This is a genomic window from Burkholderia stagnalis (genome assembly GCF_902830275.1).
Taxonomy (GTDB): domain Bacteria; phylum Pseudomonadota; class Gammaproteobacteria; order Burkholderiales; family Burkholderiaceae; genus Burkholderia; species Burkholderia stagnalis.
The window spans coordinates 274,204-291,667 of record NZ_CADESW010000005.1 but is presented as its reverse complement, the minus strand read 5'-3'; the positions used below and the strand labels follow the sequence as shown (position 1 = coordinate 291,667).

Annotated in this window: 13 protein-coding genes and 1 pseudogene; 6 read left to right on the top strand and 8 right to left on the bottom strand. The window is 71.0% G+C overall.

What is annotated here, in order from left to right; genetic code table 11:
• Positions 1-80: 80 nt before the first annotated feature.
• The 6 genes from HWY45_RS12300 to HWY45_RS12275 are packed head-to-tail and all read right to left on the bottom strand — an operon-like array spanning position 81 to position 7,358.
• The gene (locus HWY45_RS12300) at positions 81-944 is read right to left on the bottom strand and encodes an alpha/beta fold hydrolase (protein ID WP_059881539.1); all 864 of its coding nucleotides are present in this window, start codon (positions 942-944) and stop codon (positions 81-83) included.
• Positions 941-2,644 (bottom strand): dipeptide ABC transporter ATP-binding protein, encoded by a 1,704-nt coding sequence (locus tag HWY45_RS12295; RefSeq protein WP_059881537.1) that lies wholly within the window; start codon positions 2,642-2,644, stop codon positions 941-943. Before HWY45_RS12295 ends, HWY45_RS12300 begins: the two co-directional genes overlap by 4 nt.
• Entirely contained in the window at positions 2,641-3,486 is an 846-nt protein-coding gene (locus HWY45_RS12290) for an ABC transporter permease (RefSeq protein ID WP_059881534.1), read from the bottom strand. Before HWY45_RS12290 ends, HWY45_RS12295 begins: the two co-directional genes overlap by 4 nt.
• Positions 3,483-4,484 (bottom strand): ABC transporter permease, encoded by a 1,002-nt coding sequence (locus HWY45_RS12285; RefSeq protein ID WP_059881533.1) that lies wholly within the window; start codon positions 4,482-4,484, stop codon positions 3,483-3,485. The genes HWY45_RS12290 and HWY45_RS12285 overlap by 4 nt, the downstream gene beginning before the upstream one ends.
• A 4-nt stretch (positions 4,485-4,488) precedes the next feature.
• Positions 4,489-6,117 (bottom strand): ABC transporter substrate-binding protein, encoded by a 1,629-nt coding sequence (locus tag HWY45_RS12280; RefSeq protein ID WP_230946941.1) that lies wholly within the window; start codon positions 6,115-6,117, stop codon positions 4,489-4,491.
• Positions 6,117-7,358 (bottom strand): SfnB family sulfur acquisition oxidoreductase, encoded by a 1,242-nt coding sequence (locus tag HWY45_RS12275; protein WP_081069743.1) that lies wholly within the window; start codon positions 7,356-7,358, stop codon positions 6,117-6,119. The genes HWY45_RS12280 and HWY45_RS12275 overlap by 1 nt, the downstream gene beginning before the upstream one ends.
• A 388-nt stretch (positions 7,359-7,746) precedes the next feature.
• Between HWY45_RS12275 and HWY45_RS12270 the strand changes: the two genes are divergently transcribed.
• The 6 genes from HWY45_RS12270 to HWY45_RS12245 are packed head-to-tail and all read left to right on the top strand — an operon-like array spanning position 7,747 to position 15,318.
• On the top strand, positions 7,747-10,044 hold the full coding sequence (locus tag HWY45_RS12270; protein WP_063895636.1) for a TonB-dependent receptor: 2,298 nt from the start codon (positions 7,747-7,749) through the stop codon (positions 10,042-10,044).
• A gap of 13 nt (positions 10,045-10,057) precedes the next feature.
• Entirely contained in the window at positions 10,058-11,431 is a 1,374-nt protein-coding gene (locus HWY45_RS12265) for an LLM class flavin-dependent oxidoreductase (protein ID WP_059557756.1), read from the top strand.
• Positions 11,428-12,450 carry an LLM class flavin-dependent oxidoreductase gene (locus HWY45_RS12260; RefSeq protein WP_059881529.1) on the top strand — a complete coding sequence of 341 codons (1,023 nt, stop codon included), beginning with the start codon at positions 11,428-11,430 and terminating at the stop codon, positions 12,448-12,450. The genes HWY45_RS12265 and HWY45_RS12260 overlap by 4 nt, the downstream gene beginning before the upstream one ends.
• Positions 12,447-13,502: an LLM class flavin-dependent oxidoreductase gene (locus tag HWY45_RS12255; protein ID WP_059881527.1), complete on the top strand. Its 1,056-nt coding sequence runs from the start codon at positions 12,447-12,449 to the stop codon at positions 13,500-13,502. Before HWY45_RS12260 ends, HWY45_RS12255 begins: the two co-directional genes overlap by 4 nt.
• Entirely contained in the window at positions 13,499-14,227 is a 729-nt protein-coding gene (locus HWY45_RS12250; RefSeq protein WP_059881525.1) for an LLM class flavin-dependent oxidoreductase, read from the top strand. Before HWY45_RS12255 ends, HWY45_RS12250 begins: the two co-directional genes overlap by 4 nt.
• Complete coding sequence (locus HWY45_RS12245) at positions 14,224-15,318, top strand: LLM class flavin-dependent oxidoreductase (RefSeq protein WP_059881523.1); 1,095 nt, start codon at positions 14,224-14,226, stop codon at positions 15,316-15,318. The genes HWY45_RS12250 and HWY45_RS12245 overlap by 4 nt, the downstream gene beginning before the upstream one ends.
• Positions 15,319-15,377: 59 nt before the next feature.
• On the opposite strand, the pseudogene HWY45_RS12240 reads toward HWY45_RS12245, so the two are convergent.
• Positions 15,378-15,647, bottom strand: a pseudogene (locus HWY45_RS12240) (hypothetical protein); the annotation flags it as partial.
• Positions 15,647-17,386, bottom strand: coding sequence for a ShlB/FhaC/HecB family hemolysin secretion/activation protein (locus tag HWY45_RS12235; RefSeq protein WP_059881520.1), 1,740 nt, complete (start codon positions 17,384-17,386; stop codon positions 15,647-15,649). The gene HWY45_RS12235 and the pseudogene HWY45_RS12240, both read right to left, overlap by 1 nt.
• Between the last annotated feature and the right edge of the window lie 78 nt (positions 17,387-17,464).

Genomic DNA, 17,464 nt, shown 5'->3' with positions numbered 1-17,464 from the left:
AAGGAATACACATTTGTTTTTGCCTGCCGGGCGTGAAAGGAAATCGCGCAGGTGATGCGAACCCGGTCATTCTTCGGCGCTCAAGCGGACTGAGCCGGATGCACGGCGCGATCGAGCAGCGCAAGCAACGCGGCGTTCACGGCGTCGGGCCGTTCGAGCATCAGCTGATGGCCGCACGCGGGCAGCACGTCGAACGTCGCATCCGGCAGCGCATCGGCCAGCGTGCGCCCGCCGGCCGGCGGCGTGAGGCCATCCGAGTCGCCCGCCAGCACGGCGATCGGCAGCGCCAGCGCGGCCAGCCGTGCAGCGTCGGGCCATGGCGCATCGCGCACCACGGCCTGGAACGTCGCCATCCGGTTGCGGCGCGCGATGCGCGATTCGTAAGCGACGAGCGCCGGATCGGCCTGCGGATGCCACGCGAGCCGCCGGAAGCGCCGCGCGAACACGGGCTTGATCCATTCGAGCAGCCAGCCCGGCAGCGTCGGCGGACGTGTCACGGGGCGCGCGAGCTGCGTGCCGAGCAGCAGCGCCCCGCTCGCCTCGCGCAGCCGCCCGAGCGCCGCGAGCCGATCCAGCAGCGCGAGCGTGCTGCCCGTGCCGAGCGAATGGGCGACCAGCACGTTGTGCGTGCCCTTGTAGCGGTCGAACAGCGCGAGGTAGTCGCGCAGCGTTTCGTCGCCGTGATAGGCGCCGCTCTGCGCATGCGGGCGCGGACTGTCGCCGTGGCCCAGGAAATCCCATGCGACGAGCCCGTAGCCTGCATCGGCGAGCGTCCGCCACTGCGCGCGCCACTGGTTCTTGTTGCCGCCGCCGCCGTGCGCGAAGAACACGACGGTGCCTGCGTGCGGCGAGCCCGGCGGCGCCGCGCGCTGCGCGACGCTCAGCGTGCGCCCCGCGCGCACCTCGACCGGCACGCCGGCCACGACGTTCGGAACGGATGTCATGGTTGTTCCCCGTTGATTGGACAGGCTTGCCGGGTCGCTTCGGTCGCGTCGAGCCCGGCCGCGCGCGCCGGCAACACCGGCATCGCGTCGAGCAGCGCACGCGTATACGGATGGCGCGCAGCCCCGAAGACTTGCGCGGTATCGCCCAGTTCGACGATCCGCCCCGCCCGCATCACCGCGATCCGGTCGCAGATCTGCGCGGCCACGCGCAGGTCGTGCGTGACGAACACGATCGCCATCGCGCGGCGCCGCTGCACGGCCGCGAGCAGCGCGAGCACCTGCGCCTGCACCGACACGTCGAGGCCCGACACCATCTCGTCGGCCACGAGGATCGACGGATCGAGCGCCAGCGCACGCGCGAGGCTGATGCGCTGCCGCTGCCCGCCGGAGAATTCGTGCGGATGGCGCGCGAGCGCGTCCGGCGGCAGGCCGACCTGCGCGAGCAGCTCGGCCGCGCGCCGATGCGCGGCGGCCCGGCCCACGCCATGCGCGCGCGGGCCGGTCGCGACGATCTGCGCGATCGTCTGCCGTGCGTTCAGCGACGCATGCGGATCCTGGAACACCATCTGGATCTCGCGCCGCAGCGGCCGCAGCGCGCGTTCGGCGACATATGCGAGATCGTGCTCGCCGCGCAGCACGATGCGGCCGCTGTCGACGCGCGCCAGGCGCACCAGCGCACGCGCGAGCGTCGACTTGCCGGAGCCCGATTCGCCGACGATGCCGAGCGTTTCGCCCGCATGCAGCGTGAAACCGACGTCCGCCAGCGCGTCCACGCCGCGCCGGCCGCGCGCGGGCAGGAATGGCAGCGGGCGGCGCGCCGCGTAGTGCTTGTGCAGGCCCTGCACGTCGAGCAGCGGCACGCCGCTGCGCACGACCCTGCGCGGCTCGGCGCCGGCGCTTCCGCGCGGCACGGCATCGAGCAGCGCGCGTGTATACGGATGGCGCGGCGCACGCAGCACGTCGGCCGCGCGGCCGCTCTCCACGAGTTCGCCGTCGCGCAGCACCGCGACGCGATCGGCGACCTGCGCGACCACCCCGAAATCGTGCGTGATCAGCAGCACGCCGGTTCGCGTCACACGGGTCGCCTGCGAAATCAGCGCGAGGATCCGCGACTGCGTGGTGACGTCGAGCGCGGTCGTCGGTTCGTCGGCGATCAGCAGCGCGGGTTCGAGCGCGAGCGCCATCGCGATCAGCACGCGTTGCCGCTGGCCGCCGGACAATGCATCGGGATACGCGTGCCTCAGCCGTTCGGGCTCCGGCAGGCCAACGTCGCGCAGCAGCGCCGTCACGCGCGCGGTGCGCGTCGCGCCCTCGCCACGGCCGCTCAGCACGTGATGCACGCGCAGCACCTCGTCGACCTGCGCGCCCACCGTCATCAGCGGGTTCAGCGCGGCGAGCGGCTCCTGGAAGATCATCGACACATGCCGCCCGCGCACGTCGCGCCATTCGGCGTCGCTGCATTGCGCGAGATCCCGGCCGCACAGCGCGATGCGCCCGGCCGCATGCCGCACGCCGTGCGGCAGCAAGCCCGCGATCGACGCCGCGAGCAGCGACTTGCCCGACCCGGACGCGCCGACCACGCACAGCACCTCGCCGGGCGCGATCGTCAGCGACACGTCGCGCACCGCGTCGCGGCGCTCCGCGCCGGGCGGCAGCGCGAGCGTCAGGCGTTCGATCGACAGCAGCGGCGCATCGCTCATCGCGCGCGCTCCGTACTCGTTCGCGCGATGGCCGACGCATGACGCAGGCCTTCGCCGACGCGATTGACCGCGAGCGCGGTCGCGACGATCGCGAGCCCCGGCCAGATGCTCAGCCACCACGCGTCGCGCATCACGTTGCGCGCCGCGCCGATCATGAAACCCCAGCTCATCTGCGACGGATCGCCGAGCCCGAGGAACGACAGCGCCGACTCGGTCAGGATCGCGGTCGCGACCATCAGCGCGGCCAGCACCGCAAGCGGCGGCCACACGTGCGGCAGGATCTGGCGCCACACGAGCGCGGCCGGCGATTCTCCGGCGAGCCGCGCGGCCAGCACGAACTCGCGGCGCGCCAGCCCGATGAATTCGCCGCGCACGAGCCGCGCGATCGCGGGCCACGACGCGGCGGCGATGGCCGCGACCGTCGATTCGAGCGACGCGCCGAGCACGGCCGCGATCGTGACCGCGACCGCGAACTGCGGAATCGTCTGGAACAGCGCGGTCACGCCCATCAGCGCCCGGTCGATCCAGCCGCCGCACCAGCCGGCCAGCGCGCCGATCGACGCGCCGAGCAAGAAGGTCGCGAGCGTCGCCGCCAGCCCGACGAACAGCGACACGCGCGCGCCCCACAGGAGCCCCACCAGCACGTCGCGTCCGAGCATGTCGGTGCCGAGCGGATGGCCGGCGTGCAGCAGCGGCCGCAGCATCGGCTCGCCGGCCATGCGCCACGGCGACGGCAGCCACAGCGGCGCACTCAGCGCGACGAGCGCGGCGACGCCGAGAAACAGCGTGCCGGCCAGCGCGCCCGGCGCGCGGGTGAAACGGCGCAGGAAGCGGCCCGTCATCGCCCCTCCCGCACGCCGACGCGCGGATCGACGAGCCCGTACAGCGCGTCCGTCAGCGCGTTGAACACGACCACCAGCGCCGCGACGACGGCCAGCAGCCCGAGCAGCACCGGATAGTCGCGCTGCAGCAGCGCGTCGTACATCAGCCCGCCGAGCCCCGGCCATGCGAACACGATCTCGGTGACGAGCGCGCCGCCCGCGAGCTGCCCGAGCTGGAGCCCGCCGAGCGTGACGACCGGCAGCAGCGCATTGCGCAGCACGTGGCGAATCATCACGCGCGGCTCGGCCGCGCCCTTCGCGCGCGCGGTTCGCACGAAGTCGCGTTCGATCACCTCCAGCATCGCCGCGCGCGTGAGCTGCACGTAGATCGCGCCGTAGACGAGCCCGAGCGTGGTGGCCGGCAGGATCAGGTGCGCGGCCACGTCGAGTGCGTGCCGCCACCCCGCATAGCCGGCGCCGACGCTCTCCATGCCGAACGACGGCAGCCAGCCGAGCACGACCGAGAACGCGATCACGCTCACCAGCGACAGCCAGAACAGCGGCGTCGCGTAGACGATCACCGCCAGCGCGCCGATCGTGCGCGCCACGCCGCGCGCCCACGCGCCGCCGCGCGACTCGCCCCAGGCGGCCACGGCGCCCGCCGTCACGCCGGTGACGACCGACACCGCGAACGCGGCCGCCATCAGCAGCAGCGTCGCGGGCAGGCGCTCGGCGACGAGCTGCAGCACGGGCAGCTGGTTGCGGTACGAGAAACCGAAATCGGCGTGCGCGAGATCGCGCAGATACCGCGCGAACTGCTCGACGAGCGGCCGGCCGAGCCCGAGCTGCGCGCGCAGCCGCTCGACATAGGCGGCGTCGCCCGTGCCCGCGTCGCCGGCGAGCATGAGCGCGGGATCGCCGGGCGCGAGCCGGACCAGGAAGAAGTTCACGACCAGCACGCCGAGCACGACCGCAAGGCCCCGGAGTACCGTCGACGTCAAGCGCAGCGCGGCGTTCATCGCGTCATCCGATCCATGTGTCCTCGAGGCTGTCGTTCACGCTGGTGGCCGTGCGCAGCAGGTTGTGGACATTGCGCCGATAGATCGTCGGGTTGACCATCTCGAAGATGTTCGCGATCGCCGCGTCGTTCGCGAGCGTGGCCTGGATCTGCGCATAGTGCGCGCGGCGCGCGGCCGGGTCGGTCGCCTGCGCGGCCGCGTCCCACAGCGCATCGGCCTTCGGGTTGCGATAGCCCTCGACGTTGCCGAACGGCGAGCCCTTCGAGATGCCGTCGATCCGGTACAGCGGCGCGACGCCGAAATCGGGGTCCGCGTTCTGGAACAGGAAGTTGTAGCTCAGGTCGAAATCCCAGTTCGCGACGCGCGCATACCAGCCGGCCGCGTCGGTCGTCTGCACGCGCAGCCGGAAGCCGGCCTGGCCGAGCGCCTGCTGCGTGTATTCCGCGACGCGTTCCCACGCGCCGCCCTTCTCGCCGTTGAGCAGCACGAGCGGAAACCGGCCGACGTCGACGCCCGACTGGCGGATCAGCGTGCGTGCCCGTTGCGGGTCGTACGCAAAGCGCGGCACGTTCGGATCGTAGAACGGCGACGACGACACGAACGGCCCGTTCGCGACTTTCCCGTAGCCGAAGAAAATCCGGTCGACGATGAACTGGCGATCGAGCGCATGCAGCACCGCCTGCCGCACGAGCACGTTGTCGAACGGCGGCTTGCGCTGGTTCAGCTCGAGAAAGGCCATCCCCGTGAACAGCTCCCAGCCCTGCGTCGTGAGCGCGACGTCCGGCAGCTTCGCGAGCCGCGCTAGGTCCGCATAGTCGGCGTCGCCCGCGCGCAGCGCGTGGATCTGCCCGCGTTCGAACGCGATCGCGCGCGCCGCCGCGTCGGGCACGACGTTGAACACGATCCCGTCGAGATACGGCAGCCCCTTCTTCCAGTAATCCGGATTGCGCGCGAGGCGGATCGCCGCGCCGCGTTTCCATTCGCGGAACACGAATGGCCCGGTGCCGACCGGATGCTGGTTCGCCGGGTTGCTGCGCGGGTCCTTGCCCTGGTACAGATGAGCCGGCAGGATCGGCAGCAAGCCGCTGCCGAGCAGGCTGACGAGCCCCGCGTACGGCTTCTTCAGGCGGATCGTCACCTGCAGCGGGCCGCTCGCGTCGATCGACGCGACGTACTTGTCGAACGTCACCTTCGTGCGCGGCAGCGCCTGCGGCGCGATCTCCTTCAGCGTGACGACCACGTCCTGCGCGCCGAACGGCTGCCCGTCGTGCCAGCGCACGCCCGGCTGCAGGTCGAACGTGTAGGTCAGCCCGTCGGCCGACGCGCGCCAGCTGCGCGCGAGCACCGGCACCGGCTTGAGTTGCGGGTCGAACACGAGCAAGCCCTGGAAGATCTTGCCGCCGACGTATTGCGACGCGACGTGCGGCGTCAGCGCGTTGACCAGCGACGGCGGTTCGGGCTGCGCGAACAGCGACAGCGTGCCGCCGCGCACCGGCGCCGCGGCAGGATCCGCCGCGAACGCGCGGGCGGCGCCGCCGAGCCCGGCCGCGGCCCATGCGGACGCGAGCAGATAACGGCGCCGCGCGGGATCCCGCGGCGCGAACGGCGACGGATTCGAGAGCGTGTCGTTCATCACAGGTAGCCGTGGCGCGGCGGGTTGACCTGGTTGAGCAGGTAGTTGCCGATCGCGTGGTATTTCCAGCGCACCGGGTCGTGCAGCGTGTGGGTGCGCGCGTTGCGCCAGTGGCGGTCGAGGTTGTACTCGCTCAGCACCGAGCGCGTGCCCGACAGCTCGAACAGCTTGTTGGTCGCGAGGATCGCGAGCTCGGTGCTCAGCACTTTCGCGGCCGCGACCTGCACCGACGCCTGCGCGACCTGCGCGTCGTCGAGTTCGGCCGGCAGCGCGCCGAGCGCCGCGGCCGCGCGGTCGAGCAGCGCTTCCGTCGCGAGCAGGCGGATCTGCACGTCCGCAACGTCGCGGATCACGTACGGATCGTCGGACGCGCGCGCGATGCCGCTGTCGGCCCACGGCCGGCTGCGCGTGCGCACGAAGTCGATCGTGTCGGCCAGCGCCGCGCGCGCGATGCCGACGTCGATGTTCGCGTGCAGGTACTGCGACACGGGGCCCGCGAGCGTCGGCCGCTCGAACGCGGCCTGGATCGATACCACGTCCTGCGCGTCGACCTCGACGCCCGACAGCGTCAGCGTGCCGCTCGCCGTCGTGCGCTGCCCGAAGCCGCTCCAGTCGTCGGTGATCTCGAGCCCCTGCCGGTCGCGCTCGACGAGCGCCTGCACGTAGCGGCCGTCGTCGTCGAGCGCGAGCACCGCGATCCAGTCGGCGAACAGCGCGCCCGTCGAATAGAACTTCTGGCCGTCGAGCACGAGCCGCCCGCCACGGCGCGTGAGCCGCGTCGCGATCTCCAGCGCATTCTTCGTGCCGCGCTCGGACGCCGCATGGCCGATCCGCGCGCCGTCGAGCGCGAGGCCGAAGAACTTGCGGCGCTGCGCGTCGTCGCCCGTCAGCCGGATCACGTCGAGCGCGTGAAAATGGTTCTTCGGCAACTGGCCGATCGACGGGTCCGCCTGCGCGATGGTGCGCACGACCTCGCCGAGCGTCGCCAGCGACACGTCCGCGCCGCCGAACGCGCGCGGCACGGTGATCCCCCACAGGCCGCTGCCCGAGAACAGGTCGAGCTCCGCGAACGGCAGCCGCCGCTCGCGATCGCGCAGCGCCGCGTCGCGCGACAGCTCGTCGGCGAGACGGCACGCGGTTTCGAGCGCATGCGCGTCGTCGGCGATGCGGCTCGCGGGCGGGCGGGAAGAAAGCGGGAGCGACGCGCGGGCCGGCGTGTCGGCGGACGTGAAAGCGTTCATGGAAATCCTCGAGATCGGAGCAAGGCCTCCGTCCAGAGCAAGCACCGTGCCATTGCCGTCCTGTCGGCCTGCGCGGCCGAGACGCCACGCGCGGCGCGCTGGATTTCCAGCGAGATGGCGCAAATGCAGCACGCCGCGCGCGGCGCGGCGGCGCTGCTGCATTTCCAGCAAAACGACCGGAATGCGCGCCCGTCCGCTCGGGCGAACGGCCGGCCCTTTCGTCGACAAACCCATACGCGGCGCGTCCGTGCGCACATTGGCACGCCTGTTGCGATCCGCCTGTCCACGCGCCGCCGATTCGCGGCGCCATCGGCCGGAAGCGCGACGCCGCGCCGGACCACACGCACAACACGCGCAACGACTTGGGGATCTACGGATGAATTACACGATGTTGAGCGCCTCCCTCGGCGCGTCGGCGCTGCTGGCCGCCGCGCCGGGGCTGCATGCGCAGGCGCAGCCGCAGACGGCGAAACCGGTTGCCGCGCCGGCGGCGGCCGCGTCACCGTCGAGCACGACGCAGGCGAAGGCGGCCGCGCCGGTCGCGGAAGCGCAGCTCAAGGACGTGGTCGTCACCGCCGAGCGGCGGCTGCAATCGGCGCAGCGCGTCGGCACGTCGGTGTCGGTCATCTCGGGCGACGACCTGAAGACGCTGAACGTCGAGACCGTCAACGACCTGCAGCACGCGACGCCGAGCGTCGAAGTCGAACCCGCGTTCGGCGGCGGCCAGCCGCAGTTCCGGATTCGCGGCGTCGGCTTCACCGACTACACGTCGAACAACGCGTCGACGGTCGGCGTCAACGTCGACGACATCGCGTATGCGCTGCCGATCCAGACGCAGGGGCAGCTGTTCGACATCGCGCGCGTCGAGGTGCTGCGCGGCCCGCAGGGCACGCTGTACGGCCGCAACACGACGGGCGGCACGGTGAACTTCATCACGAACCAGCCGACCCGCGATTTCGAAGCGGGCGCGAGCGTCGAATACGGCACGCACAACCTGCTGACGACCGAGGGCTACGTGTCCGGGCCGCTGAGCGACCGCGTGCGCGGCCGCTTCGCGTTCACGACGCAGGATTTCGGCGCGTGGCAGAACAATCGCGCGACCAACCAGACGCTCGGCAACCACGACAGCGCCGCCGCGCGCGGGCAGCTCGACTGGGACGTCACGCGCGATTTCAAGCTGCACTTCGGCGCGCACGGCGGTTTCGACAAATCGGACAACACGGGGCTGTACCTGTTCACGCCGTACACGTCGGCCAAGACCGGCGAAGTGATCCCGGCCGATGCGGACCGCACGAAGACCGGCTGGGGCGTGAGCCCCGCGTTCTCGCGCGCGACGGGCCTGTCGACCGATGCGAAGCCGGGGCGCGACAACGTGAACGGCGGCGTCGACCTGACCGCGACGTGGAACCTCGGCCCGGTCGAGCTGAAGAGCATTACCGCGTACAACTACCTGCACCGCCGCGAATATTCGGACTGGGACGCCACCCGGTATCACGACTCCGACGAATACTTCGACGACACCGTCAACGAAGTCACGCAGGAGCTGCGCGCGTCGTCGCGCGGCGATACGCGGCTGCGCTGGGTCACCGGCCTGTTCTACTCGCACGACGATCTCGACGAGAAGTTCTATTCCGACTTCAGCGACCGGCTCGGCTTCATCGCGCTCACGCGCTACCGGCAGTCGGTGGATACGCTCGGCGTGTACGGCCAGGCGACCTACGACATCACGAAGCGCCTGCGCGGCATCGTCGGCCTGCGCCAGGAACACGAGCGGCGCGAACTGCGCGGCTTCGGGTCGGGCATGCTCACGCCGTCGTTCGTGCCGTTCGCGGGCTTCCAGGGCGGCGATGCGAACCAGTCGCTGACGTCGAACGGCACGTCCGGCAAGATCGGCCTCGAATTCGACCTCGCGCCGGCGACGATGCTTTACGCGAGCGTCAGCCGCGGCTACAAGTCGGGCGGCTTCACCGCGCACAACACCGGCAATTCGAGCGCGCTCGCGCCGTTCAAGCCCGAAACGCTGACCGCGTACGAAGTGGGCTTCAAGAGCGACCTCACGCGCTCGCTGCGCTGGAACGTGTCGGCGTTCCATTACGACTACCGGGACCAGCAGGTGCTGTCCGCCACCTTCGACCCGAACTCGCAATCGCTGATCGGCACCTTCGTCAACGCGCCGAAATCCCGCATCGACGGCTTCGAGACGGACCTGAAATGGCAGCCGTTGCGCGGCCTCGAGATTTCGCAGTACGCCGGCTACAAGAGCGGCAAGTACACGTCGCCGTTCGTCACGTACAACACGCAGGCGTCGGCGGCCACCGGCCGCAACGTGTTCAGCGACTACAACGGCACCGCGCTCAGCTTCCCGCGCCTGAGCTATGGCGGCCAGGTCGCGTACAGCTGGCTCGCGGGCGGCTACCGGGTGCGCGCGGAGACGAACTACAGCTACCGCGACGCGTATTCGCAATTGCTGCTGCTCGGCCCGAACTACACGGTCGACGGCTACTGGCTGTTCAACGCGAGCCTGACCGTCACGTCGCCCGACCGGCACTGGGACGTCGCGCTGTGGGCGCGCAACCTGTTCAACCGCCAGTACGACCTGACGAAGAACTTCTTCCTGCCCGGCACGAACGTCGCCGCCGCGGGCCCGCCGCGCACCGTCGGCGTGCGCGTGAGCTACACGTATTGAGGAGGCCCGCCCGATGGCACGCCGCACCGACACCATGAAACTCAACGCGATGCTGAACGGCACCGGCAGCCACGTCGTCGGCTGGCGCCATCCGCTCGCGCAGCCGAACGGGAACCGCGACTTCGCGCATTTCCGCCGGATGGCGCAGACCGCCGAGCGCGGCAAGCTCGACGCGCTGTTCGTCGCGGACGTGGTCGCGACGCAGGGCAGCCACGTCGACTCGCTGCGCCGCAGCGCGCGCGCCGACACCTTCGAGCCGCTCACGCTGCTCGCCGCGCTGGCGGCCGTCACGCGCCACATCGGCCTGATCGCGACCGCGACGACCACCTACAACGCGCCGTACCACATCGCGCGCAAGTTCGCGTCGCTCGATCACCTGAGCGGCGGCCGCGCGGGCTGGAACCTCGTCACGTCGGTCGTGCCCGACGAAGCGGCGAACTTCGGCGCGGCGCCGCATCTCGCGCACGCCGATCGCTATGCGCGCGCCGACGAGTTCCAGCGCGTCGTCGCGGGGCTCTGGGACAGCTGGGAAGACGACGCGTTCATCGAGGACAAGGCGGCCGGCCTGCATTTCGATCACCGCAAGCTGCACGTGCTCGACCATCACGGGCCGCACTTCAGCGTGCGCGGCCCGCTGAACGTCGCGCGCGCGCCGCAGGGCCATCCGGTGCTCGTGCAGGCCGGCTCGTCGGAAGCGGGGCGCGAGCTCGCGGCACGCTGCGCGGAAGTGATCTTTACCGCGCAGCACCGGCTGGACGACGCGCAGGCGTTCCATGCGGACGTCAAGAGCCGCCTCGCGCGCTACGGCCGCCGGCCCGAGCATCTGAAGATCCTGCCCGGCGTGATGCCGATCGTCGGCGAGACCGAGGCCGCTGCCCGCGACAAGCTGCGCGCGCTGCAGGACCTGATCGACCCCGTGCTCGGGCTGCGCCTGCTCGCCGACAACGCGGGCGACTTCGACCTGTCCGGCTATCCGCTCGACGGGCCGTTGCCCGAGCTGCCGGCCAGCAATCGCAGCAAGAGCCGGCAGCAGCTGATCGTCGATCTCGCGCGCCGCGAGAACCTGACGATCCGGCAGCTCTACGAGCGGTTCGCGAGCGCCGGCATCGTGACCGGCACACCGAAAACCATCGCCGATCACTTCGAGGAATGGTTCCTGTCGTACGGCGCGGACGGATTCAATGTCGCATTCGCGTGGGCGCCCGGCGGGCTCGACGATTTCGTCGACCTTGTCGTGCCCGAGCTGCAGCGCCGCGGGCTGTTCCGCACCGAGTACGAAGGCCCGACGCTGCGCGATCAGCTCGGCCTGCCGCGCCCGCCCTTCTTCCGGCGCCCGTCGTCGCTGCGCGGCGACACGGTCGCGCCGGTCGGCGGAGGTGCCGCATGACGCGCCCGTTTCGTCTCGGCGTGCTGACGCGCGTCTATGCGCCCGAACCGTCGCCGCGCGTGCTGCACGACACGCTCGCGCTGATCGAGGCCGCGGAAGCGCTCGGCTTCGACAGCGCGTGGGTGGCCCAGCACCATTTCGGCAGCGAAACGGGCCGGCTGCCGTCGCCGCTCGTGCTGCTGGCCGCCGCCGCGCGCCGCACGCGGCGCATCGCGCTCGGCACCGGCGTGATCGTGCTGCCGCTCGAATCGGCGCTGCGCGTCGCCGAGGATGCGGCCGTGCTCGACGCATTGGCGGACGGGCGGCTTCAGCTCGGCGTCGGCGCCGGCTTCGAGCCGGACGTGTTCGCCGCGTTCGGCCGCGATTTCGACGCGCGCGCGGCGCGGCAGGCCGATGCGCTGGCGACGCTGCGGCGCGCGCTGGAGGGCGCGCCGCTCGGCCCTGCGGGGGTGACGCTGCAGCCGCCCGCGCCCGCCTTGGCCGCGCGCCTCTGGCAAGCGACCGGCCAGGCCGAGGCGGTCGCGCACCACGGCCACGGGCTGATCGTCGCGCGCACGCGCCCCGGGCAGGACGGCGAAGCCGCGCTCGTGGCGCGCTATCGCGGCGCGTGGCGGCATCCGGGCGCGCCGCGCGTCGCACTCGTGCGCGCGGTTGTGCCCGGTGCGGATGCGGCGAGCGTCGAAGCGGCGCTCGGCCCCGACATCCTGCATTACGCCGCGCGGCTCGCCCGGGCCAGCGGCGAACCGGCGCCCGCGCAGGCCGATATCCCCGCGCTGCTCGATCGTTTCGGCGTGCTGCGCGGCACGCCCGGCGACATCGTCGCCGCGTTGCATGGCGATCCCGCGTTCGCCGGCGCGACCGACCTGGTCGTGCAGGTGCAGACCGCGGGCACCTCGCATCGCGACGCGCTGCGGCGGCTCGAAGCCATCGCCGGCGCGATCGCGCCGGCGCTCGGCTGGACGCCGGCCGCGGGCTGCACCGACGCCGTTCCGCTCACCTCCGCTCCGATCCCGACATGACCCATTCGCCTACTCCCGCGCCGGCCGAGCGCCGCCCCTTCAAGCTCGGCTTCCTCACGCACGTGCACGGCGCCGGCGACGCGCGCCGCGTGTACGCGGAGCTCGAAACGCTGTTCGTCGCGGCCGAACAGCTCGGCTTCGACGGCGGATTCGTCGCGCAGCATCATTTCCGCGCGGAATATGGCCGGCTGCCGTCGCCGCTCGTGCTGCTGGCCGCCGTCGCGCAACGTACGAGTCGCATCGAACTCGGCACCGGCATCGTCACGCTGTCGCTCGAAGATCCGCTGCGGCTCGCCGAAGACGCCGCGGTGCTCGATACGCTGGCCGGCGGCCGGCTGCAACTCGGCCTCGGCAGCGGCGGCGCGAATCTCGACGCGTTCGCCGCATTCGGGCTCGACGTCGACACGCGCCAGGCGCGCTTCGCGAGCGCGCTCGAACGCCTGCAGGACGCGCTGGCGGGGCACCCCGTCGCGCGCGGCGCCGCCGACGCTCCGCCGCTCGTGCTGCAGCCGGCCGCGCCGGGGGTGCGCGCACGGCTATGGCATTCGCACGCGTCGGCCGACGGCGCGCGGTTCGCGGCCCGGCACGGCAACGGCCTGCTGCTCGGTACCGCCGTGCACGATCCGCGCACCGTGCAGTTGCCGCTTGCCCACGCGTATCTCGACGCATGGCGCGAACGCGCGCACGCCGACGCGCCGGCGCCGCGGATCGGCGTGGTGCGCGCGGTGTTTCCCGCGCGCGACCGGCGCGCCGCGCTCACAGGCCTCGCGCCCGACGTCGTGCGGCACATCCCGTGGCTCGCGGCAAACGGCCATCCCGGCGTGACCGATCCCGAGCAGATCGTGCGGCTGCTGAACGTCCATTACGGGCACCCGGACGACGTGATCGACAGCCTGCTCGGCGACCCGGCGCTGTTCCCGTTCGCCGACTACTTCCTGCCGGTCGTGCAGTCGGAAAGCACGTCGCTCGACGATGCGCTGGCGCGACTGCGCACGCTCGCCGAAACGATTGCGCCGGCACTCGGCTGGCAGCCGGCCCACGCCGCCGCATGAGCACGCCGCGCCTGCTGCTGCGGCTCGACACGCGCTGCGACGACGCCCGGCCCGACCCGGCCGCCGACTGGATCGCGATCGCCGAGGCCGGCGTGTCGGCCGGCTGCGACGCCGTGCTGCTGCCCTTGCAGGCCGCCGGCCCCGATCCGTGGATGGCGGCCGCGGCGCTCGTCGATGCGCTGCCGACGCTGCGCGTGATGGTGACGCTGCAGGCGGGCGCCATGCTGCCCGTCGCCGCCGCGCACCTCGCGCAGAGCCTGCAGTCGCTGAGCCGCGGCCGTGCGCTGCTCGCGTGCGAAGCCGACGCGCCGGACGTCGACGCATGCGACCGGGCCATGCACCTGAACCGCGACCAGCGGCTCGCGCGCAGCGCGGAATTCCTGTCGATCCTGCGCGCGCTGTGGGCGAGCGGCACGCCGCTGCAGCATCGCGGTGCCTACTATCGCGTCGAGCATGCCCGGCTGCCGGATCTCGCGCCGCAACGGCCGCCGCTGTACTGGTCGCTCGCCGACCGGCGCGAGATCGCGTTCGCCTCGCCGTTCTGCGACGGCCTGCTCGTGCCCGCCAGCGCCCCGCCGCTGGCGGCGGCCGTCGAGCACGCGTATCGCGCGCGCGGCCTCGCGCCGCCGCCGGCCGGCGCGCTGCTCCGGCGCACGGTGGGGTACGACGACGCGCGCCGCGCATCCGTCGCGCGCCAGGCGCGGCACCGGCGAGGCGACGCATGAGCGTGGACTTCGGATGGTTCCTGCCGACCAACGGCGACGGGCCGCACCTTGCCAACAGCGGCCTGCCGCGGCCGCCGACCTTCATGCAAGACTATCGGCCGGCCACGCCCGAATACCTGCGCGGCGTCGCGTGCGCGGCCGAGTCTGCCGGCTTCGACAGCCTGCTGCTGCCGATGGCGGCGGGTTTCGAGGATCCGTGGCTCGTCAGCGCGCAGCTCGCGCGCGCGACGCGTCGCATCGCGTTCATCGTCACGTTCCGGCCGGGGCTCGAGCAGCCCGAGCAGATCGCGCGCAAGGCCGCAACCCTGCAGCGCATGAGCGGCGCGCGCCTGCGCCTGTTCGCGGTGAACGGTTCGAGCGCCTACGAGCAGCGCACGCTCGGCGATTTCCTCGACCACGACGCGCGCTACCAGCGCACGTCCGAGTGCCTGCGGGTGCTGCGCCGTCTGTGGCGGGGCGCCGGCCATTCCGTCGCCGGGCGCTACTACATGCTGAATCCCGCGCATGCCGGCGTGCCGCTCGCGAACCCGCCCGCGCTCTATCTCGGCGGGGCGTCGACGCTCGCCGAGCAGGTGGCCGCGAGCCAGGCCGACACGTACCTGCTGTGGGGCGAACCGCCCGACGCCGTGCGCGAGCGCATCGCGCGGCTGCGCGCGCTGGCCGCGATGCACGGCCGCCGGATCCGCTTCGGGCTGCGCGTGCACGTGATCGCCCGCGCGACCGAGCCCGCCGCGTGGGCGCGCGCCGACGCGCTGCTGAGCGAGATTTCCGACCAGACCTATGTCGACGCGCAACGCCAGCTCGCCGCGTACGAATCGGTCGGCCAGCAGCGCCAGACCGCGCTGAGCCGCGGCGCACTGCGCTCGTTGCGCGAGCTGGAGGTGTATCCGAACCTGTGGGCCGGCGTCGGGCTGATCCGCGGCGGCGCGGGCACCGCGATCGTCGGCAGCTACGACCAGGTCGCCGCGCGCATCCACGAATACCGGCTGCTCGGCATCGAGACTTTCCTGCTGTCGTCCTATCCGAACCTCGAGGAAGCCGCGCGCGTGGGCGAGCATGTGCTGCCGCGCGTGCGCGCGCTGCTGGCATAGACCAAAATAAAGTTGTCACCGTTTGCGAAGCAAAGATGTCACTTCGCGGGTTCGCAGTCGAGGTGCTTCTCGCCGAGCGGGGTGTCGGCCGTGCGACTGAAGTAGCGCCGGCAAGTCTGGCACTCGAACATCGGCAGCCGACCGATGGGCCGCGTTCGGAATCCGGCGCTGGTGATGTGGCCGCCGCCGCAGCGCGGGCAGCGGGGACGCGGTTCGTGACTTGCGGACAAGACCCTGTCGAGCTGGGCGGTCAGAAACGCCGTCAGTTCCTTGTCCTCGCCGGCGGTATCGGATCGGCGAAGTGTCGGGTTGCTCGATCGGGCCTTCATCAGAACTGGGCGGTTAGCTGGAATCCGAGCGTGACCCGGTTCGTCGGAAAGCCGGACGGCTTGTACACCGGCGTACCGGCGAACAGGTCGTAGCCGTATCCGCCGAAACGCGTCGCGACGCTGCCCTTCACGCCGATCACCGCGCCTGCCAGTTGCGTGCCGACCAGCACGACCGGCTGCGGGCCCCACACTCGACCGTAGTCGAGGCCCGCATAGACCGCCATCCCGGTCTGTCCGATCGGCGCCTGCAGCTCGTTGCGCCAGTAGAATCCACGCGCGGCCGCGAGCATCGTTTCGCCGTCGAAGCCGCGCACGGTATAGCGGCTGCCGATCGTCAGGTCGTCGATGTAGTACAGCATGTTGCCCGTGTACTGGCCGTGGAAGGTCGTCACGTAGCGGAACGGCTGCTGCGCGATCGCGAACGGCACCGATAGGTTCGCATCGAGCACGGCCATTTTGTAGCGGTAGGTCGGGCCGCCGTCGGCGGCCAGCATGTCGTCCTGCGCGCCGAATGCGCCGATGCCCTGCCGATACACGAGCGTGCCGTCGAACTGCGCGTTGCCGAAATAGTGGCGATCGGTCAGGCCGAACTCGACGAACGTGTTGTTGCGGCGCTGCTGCGGAATCTCGGTGTCCTCGATGAAGCTCTGCCCGAACCGCCGCGACAATCGAAACTGCGCGCCGAACACGTCGTTCTGGCTGCGCGACAGCACGCGGTTCAGCTTGAAGTCGACCGTCTTCGAATTGCCGCTCGCGATGAAGTTCTGGTTCACGCCGGCGATCTGCTGGTAATACGTGTTCGTATACGCCGAGAGCGTCGCGGTCCAGTAGCCCCACGGGATCGAATAGAAGCCGTTCCAGCCGTGCGAGCCGAGCCGCTTGTCGCCGAACTCGAGATCCTGGCTCACGCCGATGTTGAAGATGTCGTTCAATCCGAGTGGGTTGTCGATGCCGAGCGACAAGTTGCCCTGCAGGCGGCCGGTCGCGCGCGTACCCGAGTTGTCGATCGACGCGACGACGGTCCACGGCTTGGCGCGCTTCACGTCGAGCACGACGTCGCTTTCGCCCGGCACATCGGCCGGCACAATCTGCATCGACACATCCTGGCTCGACACTCGCTTCATCTGCTCCAGACCTTGCTCAAGGTCGCGCAGGTTGAGCAGTTCGCCGTCGCCGGTCGGAAAGGCAGTTTTCCAAGTGCCGCGGAGCTTCTCGTTGGCGAAACGCACGTGGCGGATCACACCGGGGATCAGAAAAAACTTGAGGGTGCCGGTCGACAGATCCTGTTCGGGCAGCAGCACGCGCGTCGTAACGTACCCGCGTGCCAGGATCGCTTGCGACAGGCCCTTGACGAGCACGTCGAGCCCCTGTTTGCCGACGCACTGGCCAGTGTAGTGTTCGAGCCATTCGCGTGCGAAGGCGAAGCGATCCATGGGCAACGCCGACGCGCCTAGCAACTTCAGGGAAGCGGGCAGCGCATCGGGTACGTCGAGGGAGAAACGATCAATGCGAAAGCAGGGCGTTTCCGACGGCAGCGTGGGATACCCAGCGCTTGCCGCCACGTTCGATCGTACCCCGGGCGCGGTGACGGTGCGCTCGCGCTCACGTGCCTCTTCTTGCTGTCGGGATTGCTGGTAGTTGCCCGGAACGGTCAGGCGCGGAGCTTCTTGCGCCGACACACTTGTCGCGATAAACAGCAGTGCTGCCGCAGCAGAATTCCCCCGGCGAATAGTTCTCATGTGTTTTTCTAGATATGCGATCGTGTACTACGGCTGAGACGTGCCTGCTATCAATGCATCACTTTCAATTGATTTGCG